Source organism: Novosphingobium pokkalii, assembly GCF_014652855.1.
In the GTDB taxonomy this organism is placed as follows: Bacteria; Pseudomonadota; Alphaproteobacteria; order Sphingomonadales; family Sphingomonadaceae; genus Novosphingobium; species Novosphingobium pokkalii.
The window spans coordinates 344,216-354,848 of sequence record NZ_BMZP01000003.1; the positions used below are offsets into that span (position 1 = coordinate 344,216).

At 69.2% G+C, this 10,633-nt stretch carries 11 protein-coding genes; 5 read left to right on the plus strand and 6 right to left on the minus strand.

Going from position 1 to position 10,633, the window contains the following annotated elements; translation table 11 throughout:
* Positions 1–22: 22 nt before the first annotated feature.
* The 3 genes from IE191_RS05175 to IE191_RS05185 form a co-directional block, all read right to left on the minus strand.
* Entirely contained in the window at positions 23–700 is a 678-nt protein-coding gene (locus tag IE191_RS05175) for an XrtA/PEP-CTERM system exopolysaccharide export protein (RefSeq protein WP_191323282.1), read from the minus strand.
* Between the two features lie 195 nt (positions 701–895).
* Positions 896–2,143, minus strand: a complete 1,248-nt coding sequence (locus IE191_RS05180; protein ID WP_191323283.1) for a pyridoxal-dependent decarboxylase, exosortase A system-associated — start codon at positions 2,141–2,143, stop codon at positions 896–898.
* A 9-nt stretch (positions 2,144–2,152) separates the two neighbouring features.
* Positions 2,153–3,682 (minus strand): acyl-CoA ligase (AMP-forming), exosortase A system-associated, encoded by a 1,530-nt coding sequence (locus tag IE191_RS05185; RefSeq protein WP_191323284.1) that lies wholly within the window; start codon positions 3,680–3,682, stop codon positions 2,153–2,155.
* A 77-nt stretch (positions 3,683–3,759) separates the two neighbouring features.
* Between IE191_RS05185 and IE191_RS05190 the strand changes: the two genes are divergently transcribed.
* From IE191_RS05190 to IE191_RS05205, 4 genes are all read left to right on the plus strand, one after another.
* A complete protein-coding gene (locus IE191_RS05190) occupies positions 3,760–4,761 on the plus strand; it encodes a GNAT family N-acetyltransferase (protein WP_229815117.1) in 1,002 nt (333 codons plus the stop codon).
* Between the two features lie 10 nt (positions 4,762–4,771).
* Entirely contained in the window at positions 4,772–5,047 is a 276-nt protein-coding gene (locus IE191_RS05195; protein WP_191323285.1) for a phosphopantetheine-binding protein, read from the plus strand.
* A 139-nt stretch (positions 5,048–5,186) separates the two neighbouring features.
* Positions 5,187–5,780, plus strand: coding sequence for an alpha/beta hydrolase family protein (locus IE191_RS05200; protein WP_229815121.1), 594 nt, complete (start codon positions 5,187–5,189; stop codon positions 5,778–5,780).
* Positions 5,777–6,562 (plus strand): hydrolase 1, exosortase A system-associated, encoded by a 786-nt coding sequence (locus IE191_RS05205; RefSeq protein ID WP_191323287.1) that lies wholly within the window; start codon positions 5,777–5,779, stop codon positions 6,560–6,562. Before IE191_RS05200 ends, IE191_RS05205 begins: the two co-directional genes overlap by 4 nt.
* Here IE191_RS05205 and trxB read toward each other — a convergent pair.
* The 3 genes from trxB to IE191_RS05220 form a co-directional block, all read right to left on the minus strand.
* Positions 6,549–7,520 (minus strand): thioredoxin-disulfide reductase, encoded by a 972-nt coding sequence (trxB, locus tag IE191_RS05210; RefSeq protein WP_191323288.1) that lies wholly within the window; start codon positions 7,518–7,520, stop codon positions 6,549–6,551. The two genes, IE191_RS05205 and trxB, sit on opposite strands and share 14 nt — an antisense overlap.
* A 79-nt stretch (positions 7,521–7,599) precedes the next feature.
* On the minus strand, positions 7,600–7,989 hold the full coding sequence (locus IE191_RS05215; RefSeq protein ID WP_191323289.1) for a response regulator: 390 nt from the start codon (positions 7,987–7,989) through the stop codon (positions 7,600–7,602).
* Positions 7,989–9,101 (minus strand): PAS domain-containing protein, encoded by a 1,113-nt coding sequence (locus IE191_RS05220; RefSeq protein WP_191323290.1) that lies wholly within the window; start codon positions 9,099–9,101, stop codon positions 7,989–7,991. The genes IE191_RS05215 and IE191_RS05220 overlap by 1 nt, the downstream gene beginning before the upstream one ends.
* 402 nt (positions 9,102–9,503) lie before the next feature.
* Between IE191_RS05220 and IE191_RS05225 the strand changes: the two genes are divergently transcribed.
* Positions 9,504–10,577 carry a sensor histidine kinase gene (locus IE191_RS05225; protein ID WP_191323291.1) on the plus strand — a complete coding sequence of 358 codons (1,074 nt, stop codon included), beginning with the start codon at positions 9,504–9,506 and terminating at the stop codon, positions 10,575–10,577.
* Positions 10,578–10,633: the final 56 nt, after the last annotated feature.

Here is a 10,633-nt window from a genome sequence, read left to right on the forward strand (position 1 = left end):
AAGCGCCCCTGCCCCGCCATGGTCAGAACGCGCTTTCGGGAATGATGATCACGTCACCGGGCATCAGCATCACGTTGGCCTTGGTGTCCCCCTTGCGCAGCAGATCGCTGATCCGCACGGCATATTCGGTCTGCTTGCCGGTGGTCTTGTCAAACCGCACCAGCCGCGCGCGATTGCCCGCGGCATATTCGGAAAGACCGCCCACCGCGATCATCGCGTCGAGCAGCGTCATGTTGGCGCGATAGGGAATCGAGGCCGGCTTTTCCGTGGCGCCGACGATTCGCACCTGCTGGCTGAACGTGCCGGCAAACTTGTTGACGATCACCGAAACGATCGGCTCCTGGATATATTGCGAAAGCTGGAGCTTGATGTCTTCGGCCAGCATCGAGGGCGTCTTGCCCACGGCCGGCATGTCGGTGATCAGCGGCGTGGTGATGCGCCCGTCGGGCCGCACCTGCACCGAGGCACCCAGTTCCGGGTTGCGCCACACGAAGATGGTCAGTTCGTCCAGCGGGCCGATCACGTATTCCTCGCCCGGCCCTTCCTGCAACGCGACGAACGAGGCCGGCGGCAATTGCGGCCCATGCGCCCCACCGGCGCAGCCGGTGAGCAGCAGCGACAGGCACGCCGTTCCCAGCCCCAGACGGGCGAGACGACCGCGCGGCGCGGCGTTCGGGGTGGGGCCGGAAAGAGACGGCATCGCGAACGGTTCCTTTGTCTGGCTCTTGCACCGGCCCCTCGTATTGTCCCTTATCGGGATAAGCGGAGCCTGCGACCTTCACCATCGGCTATCGACAAAAAGGGTGAAGATACGGTTAGTCTTGTTCTCCCCCGGCTCGTCCGACAAGCCGCTTGGCGCCCCGGTCCCAATTCGGGACGTGTGCCCGCCCAAACCTTAACCCGCGCTGGGCAGGCCGTTTTCCGCCAGGATTTCCACTGCCGGGCCATGGCCCAGGAACGCGGCCGGGCTGGCCGTGGCGCCATAGGCCCCGGCACAGCACACCGCCACCACGTCTCCCTCTGCCCCCTTGGGCAGGGCGGCGCGATCGGCCAGCCGGTCCAGCGGGGTGCACAGGCAGCCCACCACGCTGGCCACCTCATCAGCCGGGGCATCCATGCGATTGGCCAGCGCCAGCGGATAGTTGCGCCGCACCACGGTGCCGAAGTTGCCGCTCGCCGCCAACTGGTGGTGCAGCCCGCCATCGGTCACCAGGAACACTTCGCCCCGGCTCTCCTTGCGCTCCACCACGCGCGCAAGATAGACGCCTGCCTCCCCCACCAGATAGCGCCCGAGCTCCACGGTAAGCCGCGTGCCGTGGAGCGCCGGGCCATGCTCGGCCAGCCGCTGCGCCAGCGCCGCGCCCACTGCGTCCAAGTCCAGCGGCATGTCGCCGGGAAAATAGGGAATGCCAAAGCCGCCGCCCAGGTTGAGCGCGGGCAGCGGCACTTGCGCCTCGTGCGCCAGGCGCAGCGCCAGGTCGAGCGTGGCGGCCTGCGTGGCGATGACGGCCTGCGCATCCAGCGCCTGGCTGCCGGCAAAGATGTGAAACCCGCGCCACTCCGCCCCGCTCGCCACGATGCGGCGGGCGAGCGGCGGCACCTGTTCCGCATCCACGCCAAACGGCCGCGCCCCGCCGCCCATCTTCATGCCCGATCCGCGCAGATCGAAATCGGGATTGACCCGGACCGCCAGGGCCGGGCGGCGGCCGACCGCTTCGCCCAGCGCCAGGGCGCGCTCCACCTCGCGCGCGGATTCGCAATGCAGCGTCACCCCGGCGGCAATCGCCGCAGCGATTTCCGCGTCACGCTTGCCCGGCCCGGCAAAGCCGGCACGCGCCGGATCGATGCCCTGCGCGGTGATCAGCGCCAGTTCCCCGGCCGAGGCGATGTCGAACCCGTCGACCAGCCCGGCCAACAGCGCCAGCAGCGGGCCGAACGGATTGGCCTTGACCGCATAATGCAGCCGCATCGCCGGCGGCAGCGCCGCGCGCAACTGCGCCACGCGGGCGCGCACCACGGCGGCGTCATAGACGAACAGCGGGGTGCCATGCTCCTGCGCCCAGGCTCGGGCCGGCCGCCCGGCAATCAGTAGGTCGGCGCCCTGCGCGGGAAAATGCGGCGGGATCGGGCCAAGCGGTTTCATGCCTGCCCCTTATGCCTTTTGCGTCAAGGCGCGGTAAAGACGGGCGCGATCGTGCTTGCCATTGGGCGACAGCGGCATGGCCGCGCGCCAGTGCACCGCGCGGGGCAGCATGAAGGCCGGCAGGTCTTGCGCCATGGCCGCGCGCAGCGCCGCCTCGTCGCCCGCCGTACCCGGCATGGCGCGGCAGACCAGATGGATCGCCTGGCCCAGCGCGGCATCCGGCAGGCCCAGCGCCACCGCTTCGGCCACCAGCCCGGTGGCCAGCGCCGCCTCTTCCACCTCCTGCGGGCTGACGCGGTGGCCCGATGTCTTGATCATCGCGTCGCGCCGCCCGACGAAATGCAGCAGGCCTGCGCCATCGCGGCGCACCCTGTCGCCAGACCACACCGCCATGCCGCCCAGCGTCGAAAAGGCCGGCGCGGGGCGAAAGCGTTCGGCCGTGCGCGCCGCATCCTGCCAATAGCCCTGCGCCACCAGCGGCCCGGCGTGGACCAGCTCGCCCTCCTCGCCGGGCGCGGCGGCTTCGCCCGCATCGTTGACCACCATGACTTCGGCAAAGGGAATCGCCGTGCCGATCGAGGTGGGATATGCGTCGATCAGCGCTGGATCGAGAAACGTGGAGCGGAACGCCTCGGTCAGGCCATACATGGCAAACAGCCGCGCCTGCGGGAATTGCCCGCGCAAGCCGCGCACCAGATCGGGCGTCAGCGCCCCGCCGCTGTTGGTCAGGCGGCGCAACGTCTGCCCGGCGCTATCGGGCCAGCGCGCCTGCACCAGTTGCAGCCACAAGGGCGGCACCGCCGCCAGCGTAGTGATGCCGTGGCGCGATACTGCGCGCACCACGTCGCGCGGCAGCAAGTAGTCCAATGGCACGGCACAGGCGCCCGCCGCCCAGGTCGAAAGCAACTGGTTCTGCCCATAATCGAACGCCAGCGGCAGCACCGCCAGCACGCGGTCATCCGCCGCAAGGCCCAGGTAATGCACCACGCTGACCGCGCCGAGCCACAGATTCGCCTGGCTCAGCATGACGCCCTTGGGGTTGCCGGTGGAACCGCTGGTATAGAGAATGGCGGCCAGGCTTTCCGGCGCAGCGGCCGAAGGCGGCAGCGGCGCAAGCGCGTCGAGCGCGGCCAGCACGGCGGCTTCGTCGTGCACCACGGCGCCGGCGGCATCGCCCGGTTCGAGCGTGTCCAACCGCCCGGCATTGGCCAGCAGCAGCGCAGCGCCGCTGTCGGCCAGGATATGCGCGGCCTGCGCCCGGCGCAGAACCGGGTTGATCGGCACGTGGACCAGCCCCGCGCGCACCGCCGCCAGCGGCATCAGACAGGCGAGCAGGCCCTTGCCCAGCCATGTCGCCACCCGCGCATCGGGCTCCGCTCCCGGCTGCGCCGCCAGCCACGCCGCCAGTTGCCCTACACGCCGATTTAACCCCTCGTGGCTAAGCACCTCGTCCTTGAGCACCAACGCGGGTGCCTCGCGCTTGCCCCGCAAGGCAAGATGGTCCAGCGGATGCACAGTGGGGTCGGGCGGAACGGTCACGGCACTCCTGACGGAACGAACATAGGGGAACCAGGCCAAGCGTGGCGTGCCGGGTCTATCATGCCGAACTTGCCCAAGTGCAAGACCATCCGCGCCTTGCCGCGCTGATGGGGCGCGGGGCGGCGGCCGGGCCGTTCGACCGGGCAGACTGGCTGGCCCTGCTGGCCGAACGGCACTTTGCCGGGCAGCGCGCCTTTCTCGCCGTGGCCGAAGATGGCGATGGCGCGCAGCTTGCGCTGCCGCTGGTCGCCACCGCGCAAGGGCTGGTCGCCTGCGGCAACTGGTACAGCTTCTGGGCGCGGCCGGTCACCGATGCGCCCGAGCGCGCAGAAGCGCTGCTGACCGCGCTGGCGCGCACGCTTGTCCGCCACGGCGCGCTCGATTTTGCGCCATTGCCCGCGCGCGAGGCAGGCTGGATGGCCCGCGCGTTTCGGGCTGCCGGCTGGATCGCGGCGGTCGAGCCGGCGCATGTCAACCGCCACCTGACGCTGCGGGGCGCGGATTTCGCCACCTGGTGGGCCACACGCCCCGGCGCGCTGCGCGCCACGGTGCGGCGCAAGGGCGCGCGGGGCGACGTGCAGTGCCGGGTGACGACGCAATTCGACGCGGCCGATTGGGACGCTTACGAGCAGGTCTATGCGGCAAGCTGGAAACCGGCGGAAGGCGACCCCGCGTTCCTGCGCCAATTCGCCGCGCGCGAAGGCGCCGCCGGGGCGCTGCGCCTGGGCCTTGCCCTGCACGATGGACGCCCGGTCGCCGCGCAGATGTGGACCATGGAGGCCGGCACCGCGTTCATTCACAAGCTGGCGCATCGCGAGGACGCCCGCGCCGCATCGCCCGGCACGCTGCTGTCGGCCGCGATGTTCGCCCATGTCATCGATGTGGACCGCGTAGCCGCGATCGATTTCGGCACGGGCGATGATCCCTACAAGGCGGACTGGATGGACCAGACGCGCACCCGCTGGCGCCTGAGCGCCCATCACCCCGGCGCATTGCGCAAATGGCCGGCATTGGCGCGAGCGCTGGCACGGCGGGCGGCCGGGCGCACCCGGCTTGCCCCGCCCGATGGCGATGGTTAAGGCCCCGCAAATGTCTGAAACCATCCCCGCTTCGCTCGATACCGATCTGCGCGCCCTGCTGGCCGATGTGCTGGGCCTGGCGCCGGCCCGCGCCGCCGCGTTCACCGCGCAGACGCCGCTGTTCGGCGCCCTGCCCGAACTTGATTCGATGGCGGTGGCCGGGCTGTTCACCGCGCTGGAGGATCGCTTCGGCTTCGTGCTGGAAGAAGACGAGATCGACGGCGATCTGCTGGAAACCTATGGCGCGCTGCTGAGCTTCGTGGCGTGCAAACGGGGCCATGGCTGACGCGCTGCGCCCCCTGCGCTGGCCCTGCCCCGGATCGGGGGCGGATGGCGAGTGGGCGCTGGTGGCAGGGCCGGAACATGGGGAGCAAACATGCCCTCCCCCAACCCCTCCCGCTGGCGGGAGGGGGGATTCCTTGCGCGTGCTGATCGTGCCGCCGTTGTTTGACGAGATGAACCGGGCGCGGGCGATGCTGGTGGCGGTGATGCGCGATCTGGCGGCGGCTGGCATTGCCAGCGTCCTGCCCGATCTGCCGGGCTGCGGCGAAAGCGTGCAGGACTTTGCCGCGCAGAGCCTCAACGCCTGGCGCGCGGCGACGGCGGCGGCGGCGCGGCATTTCGGCGCCAGCCACGTTTTGGCGCTGCGCGGGGGAGCCTTGGTGGCGCCGCCTGCCCTGCCCGGCTGGGCGCTCGATCCGCTGCATGGCGATGCCGTGCTGCGCCCCCTGCTGCGCGCCGCTGCGCTGGCGGCGCGGGCGCGCGGGGAAGAGAGCGGCGTGGCAGCGCTGCTCGAACAGGGGCGGGCGCAGGGGCTGGTGCTGGGCGGCTATCGCTGTGGCGCGGCGCTGATTGCCGGGTTGCAAGGCGCGACCATGCAGGGCGAAGGGCTGCGCGCGCTCGCGCTCGCCGATCTGGCCGCGCCCGGCCCGGCGCCGTGGCTGCGGCAGGAACCAGCCCCGGCCCCCGCCCTTGCCGCCGCGCTTGCCGCGCGCGTGGCGCAGGATCTGGGCGCATGAACCGCACGGTCATCGGCTTTGCCTGCGAAGGCGAAACCCTGTTCGGTACGCTGGACATGGGGCTGGCGAGCGGCGCGGTCGGGCTGCTGCTGGTCTCTGGCGGCAACGAGATCCGCAGCGGCGCCTGGGGCGGCCAGGCAGCCCTGGCGGCAGCCCTCGCGCGCGAGGGCATCCCGGTGTTCCGCTTCGACCGGCGCGGGGTGGGCGACAGCAGCGGCGCGAACCTCGGCTTCCGCGCCAGCGCGCCTGATATCGCGGCGGCGCTGGCCGCGTTCCGCAGCGCTGCCCCGCATGTGAAGCGCGTGTTCGCCCTGGGCAATTGCGATGCGGCCAGCGCGCTGATGCTCCATGCCGCGCTGCTGCCGGGGCTGGACGGGCTGATCCTGGCCAATCCCTGGACCCTCGACGCTGAAAATGAGACGGCACCGGTCCATTCCGCCGCGGCGCTGCGCCAGCACTATCTGCGGCGGCTGGTCGATCCCCGGCAATGGGCGCGGCTGCTGGCCGGAAAAGTGGCGCTGGACAAGCTGGCACAGGGGTTGCGCACTGCTGCCGCACCCCAAGAAGGCTCGGCTCTGGCGCAAGAGATGCGCGCCGGGCTGGCGGCGTTCACCGGCCCGGTCACGATCCTGCTGGCCGAAGGCGACCGCACGGCGCAACTGTTTCGCGGCCACTGGGGCAGTGACCCGCGCGTGATCGGCCATCAGGGCAACAGCCATTCCTTTGCCGACGCGCCGGAATGGCTGCTACGCCAAGTGATGCAGGCGATCAGGCCTGGGTGAGCTGCCCCACGGCAAAGTCCAGTTCCGCCACGAAGCGTTCGGCATCGAGCGCGGCCATGCAGCCGGTGCCCGCCGCCGTCACGGCCTGGCGATAGGTGTGGTCCATCACGTCGCCACAGGCGAAGACGCCAGGAATGGCGGTCTTGGGCGTGCCGGGCTGGACCACGATATAGCCGCTTTCGTCCAGTTCCAGCTTGCCCGCGAACAGGCTGGTGGCGGGCGCATGGCCGATGGCGACGAACGCGCCGTCGGTTTCCACGCGGCTGCCTTCGCCGGTCACGGTATCGACCAGTTCCACCGCCTTGAGGCCGCCCGCCAGCGGATCGCCGGTGAAGGCGGCCACGGCCTTGTTCCACAAGACGCTGATCTTGGGATGGGCGTGCAGGCGCTGTTGCAGGATGCGTTCGGCGCGCAAAGCATCACGGCGGTGGATCAGGGTGACGTGCTCGGCGTGGTTGGTCAGGTAGAGCGCTTCCTCCACGGCGGTGTTGCCGCCGCCGATCACCACCACCTTCTTGCCGCGATAGAAGAATCCGTCGCAGGTGGCGCAGGCCGAAACGCCCTTGCCCGAAAGCAGTTGCTCGCCCGGCACGCCCAGCCACTTGGCCTGGGCGCCGGTGGCGATCACCAGCGTGTCGGCCTCGAACACGTCGCCGCTGTCGGCGCTGGCGCGGAACGGCGGGCCGGACAGGTCGATGTCCACGATCGTGTCCCAGATCATCCGCGTGCCGACGTGTTCGGCCTGGGCCTGCATTTCCTGCATCAGCCACGGGCCCTGGATCACGTCGCGGAAACCGGGATAGTTCTCGACGTCGGTGGTGATGGTCAGCTGCCCGCCGGGCTGAAGCCCCTGCACCACGATCGGCTCCATCCCGGCGCGCGCGCCATAGATGGCGGCCGTCAGGCCTGCCGGGCCGGAACCGATGATCAGCATGCGGGTCTTGTGCGTCGTCGCCATGGAAACTCCTTCCGATGGCGCGCGAGATAGGGGCTGGCCGGAAAAAACACCAGCCCAAGGAAAACTTCGTCGGGGGCGATCAGGCCTGTTGACGCTGCGTCACGCCTTCCAGCGCGCGGCTGACGACCACGGCAGCGGGGGTGGGCTTGGGCACCAGCACGCCGCCCAGCTTGCGCACGGCTTCATCCATGCGATCGAGATCGCCGGTGTGCAGCACATAAGGCACCCCGCGTTCGGCCAGCGCCTTGGCCACCGGAGCACACGTCTGGCCATGGGCCAGCGAAACGTCGAGGATCGCCGCAACGATCGGCTCGGCTTCGGCAATCGCAAGTGCTTCGGCCAGTTCCAGCGCGGTGAGCGGCACGCAGCCAGCATCTTCCACTGCGAATTCCAGGTCGAGCAGGATCAGCGGCTCGTCATCCAGCACCAACACGCGGCATGCCGCGTCGTTGCAACAGACCTGCCCCATCAGACCACGTCCTCGCGCAGCGGAACGCGCAGCCGTGCCCTCAGTCCGTCCGGATGCCAGTCCCGCATGATATTGCCCCTTGCCATGTGCAGCATGCGATCGACGATCCCACCGACGGGCGCCGCTGCGTTGGTATCGGGCGGCACCACCGAGGGGCCACCCTGCTCGATCCAGTCAATGACGATCGTCGGCGCCTCGCTGCTGCCGTTCTTCTGCCACGCCACGGTGACCTGGCCGCCATCGCTGCTGAGCGCGCCGTGCTTGGCCGCGTTCACCGCCAGTTCGTGCAGCGAAAGGCCGAGCACCGAGACTGCCGAGAAATCGCTGCGCAGGCCATTGCCCTCAAAGCGGATGCGCTGCCCGTCGGGATCATAGGGCGACAGCACCGAACGGATCGCCTGGCCCACTTCGATCGATCCGCTTGATGCTTCATCCAGCGTCGTTTCATAGGCACGGCCCAGCGCCTGGATGCGATCGTTGATCTCGCGTGCTTCGGTTTCGATCCCGCGACTGCGGCCGGTGAAATTGACGATGCCGCCGATCACCGCGAACATGTTCTTCATGCGGTGCGACAGCTCGCGCGCCAGTTCGCGGGCATGGCGTTCATCGGCGCGCGCGGCGCGCACGTCGGACACGTCCCACTGGCTGCCGAAATAATAGATCAGCCGTCCCTGGGCGTCATAGATCGGGCCAAGATGCAGGGCGTTCCAGAATGCGGTGCCGTCCTTGCGGTAGTTGAGCAATTCGACCACCACCACGTCTTCGTTGGCGAGCGCGGTGCGAATGCGCGCAACCGCTTCCGGATCGGTGCCCGGCCCCTGGAGAAAACGGCAATTGCGGCCGATGATGTCCTGCTCGTCATAGCCGGTCAGCCAGCGGAACGCGCGGTTGACGAAGACGATCGGCGCATCGGGTGCATGGGGATCGCACAGGCACACGGCCATGCGGGTCTGCGCCATCGCTTGTTCGAACAGCACGCCAGAGGCACCGGTGAACGCATCATCAGGATGATTCGCCAGGAAGCGATCGGCACTGTCGTCATAGGCACCGCCCGCCTGGCTGGCGCGACGTGGCCCGGCAGCCTGCCCGGCCCCACCAGCATCGTAGCGCAACTCGCTTGCGCCATTCGCGGCATCACCTGCCTTCCCGGCATCGGTCGGGCGTTCTGGCGCCTGATCTGCCTTGTCACTCGACAAACGTTTGTTCCCGATTATTCAACGACCCGAGCCCTCGCCCGATAGCGATGGCCCCACGTATTGGCGGCAAAATGCACCGATGCCCTGTGCGGTTCCCTGCCAGATCAAATAATTTTACAGTCAACCCTTGGCGCACCAATATCGCTGCCATCGTTGGCAGTACCCTCCCGGCTCAGCGCCGCGAAGTCCGGCGCCGGCAAAGCTTGTGCCATCCAGCCAGCTCTGCCCTCAAGACCAGGGCCATTTCCGGTGCAGATCGCGCTGCTGCCTGTCACAAGCGGTTGCGCCGGGGAAGACGATCGGGCAACGTAGAGCGACATGACCCTGATGCCGCGTCCCCGTCTCTGGTCCATCCGCGGCCTGCAATCGTGCAGCCCAGCCGTGCGCCATGGCGTGGCCGTGGCGCTGTTTTGTGCCGCTTTCGGCATTCGCTGGACGGCCGACGCGCTGTTCCCACCGGGTTTTCCGTTCCTGACGTTCTTCCCGGCGGTGATCGTCGCCACATTCGTGGCCGGGCGCGGCCCCGGTATCGTTTGCGCGGTGCTGAGTGGACTGGCGGCTTGGTACTTCTTCGTGCCCCCGGTGTTCAGCTTCGTCGTGACACCGCAAGTGGCAACGGCCATGCTGTTCTACAGCGGCGTCGTGGCGGTCGACATCTTTCTGATCGACGGACTGACCCGCCGCCAACGCCAGTTGGAAGAGAACGAGGCGCGCCTCGCCGAGATGGCGGCGCACCAGGCGCTATTGTTCAAGGAATTGCAGCACCGCGTTGCCAACAACCTGGCGTCGGTGGCTTCCATGCTGCGCCTGCAACGCCGCCAGATCGAGCGTGACCCGGCCCTTGCGCTGCCGCTGATCGACCGCGCCGACCAGCGCATCGAGATGATGGGCCGGGTGCATCGCCAGCTCTACGATCCCGCCGCCCAGTCCAGGCCGATCCGCGAGATTTTGAGCCATGCAGTGGATCTGGCCCGCGAAATGGCCGATGCAGATGCGGTGGACGTGCGCGTCATCGCCGATGATGTGCGCCTTGACGTAGGTCGCCTGCTGCCGCTGGTGCTGCTGCTGACCGAACTGCTGGCCAACAGCTTCAAGCACGCCTTTGCCCCGGGCGAGCGCGGCCGCATCGATGTGCGGCTGGAACAGGCCGAAAACGACATGCTGTGCCTGACCGTGGCGGACAACGGCAAGGGCCTGCCTGCGTCCGACACGCAACCGGCCATTGCGGGCCTGCCCCGCTCGCGGCGCGGGTTGGGCACGGCGATCATTGCCGGGCTGGTGGCGCAACTGGGCGGCACGCACCGCGTGCGCAGCGGTGCCCAGAACCCCGGCAGCGCGCGCGGCGTGACCACCGTGGTGGCCTTTCCCGCAACGCACGCCGCCGGGGCCTAGCACTACTTTGGCAGATTATGCATTGGCGGGTCGCTGGGGCGGCATCCGCAGTGCGG

Excerpts from the sequence above, each read along its gene's own strand:
- IE191_RS05205 (WP_191323287.1), top strand. The coding sequence starts at position 5,777 with ATGAACCGCACGGTCATCGGCTTTGCCTGCGAAGGCGAAACCCTGTTC.
- IE191_RS05195 (WP_191323285.1), top strand. The coding sequence starts at position 4,772 with ATGTCTGAAACCATCCCCGCTTCGCTCGATACCGATCTGCGCGCCCTG.
- IE191_RS05175 (WP_191323282.1), bottom strand. The coding sequence starts at position 700 with ATGCCGTCTCTTTCCGGCCCCACCCCGAACGCCGCGCCGCGCGGTCGT.
- IE191_RS05215 (WP_191323289.1), bottom strand. The coding sequence starts at position 7,989 with ATGGGGCAGGTCTGTTGCAACGACGCGGCATGCCGCGTGTTGGTGCTG.
- IE191_RS05180 (WP_191323283.1), bottom strand. The coding sequence starts at position 2,143 with ATGAAACCGCTTGGCCCGATCCCGCCGCATTTTCCCGCGCAGGGCGCC.
- IE191_RS05225 (WP_191323291.1), top strand. The coding sequence starts at position 9,504 with ATGACCCTGATGCCGCGTCCCCGTCTCTGGTCCATCCGCGGCCTGCAA.
- trxB (WP_191323288.1), bottom strand. The coding sequence starts at position 7,520 with ATGGCGACGACGCACAAGACCCGCATGCTGATCATCGGTTCCGGCCCG.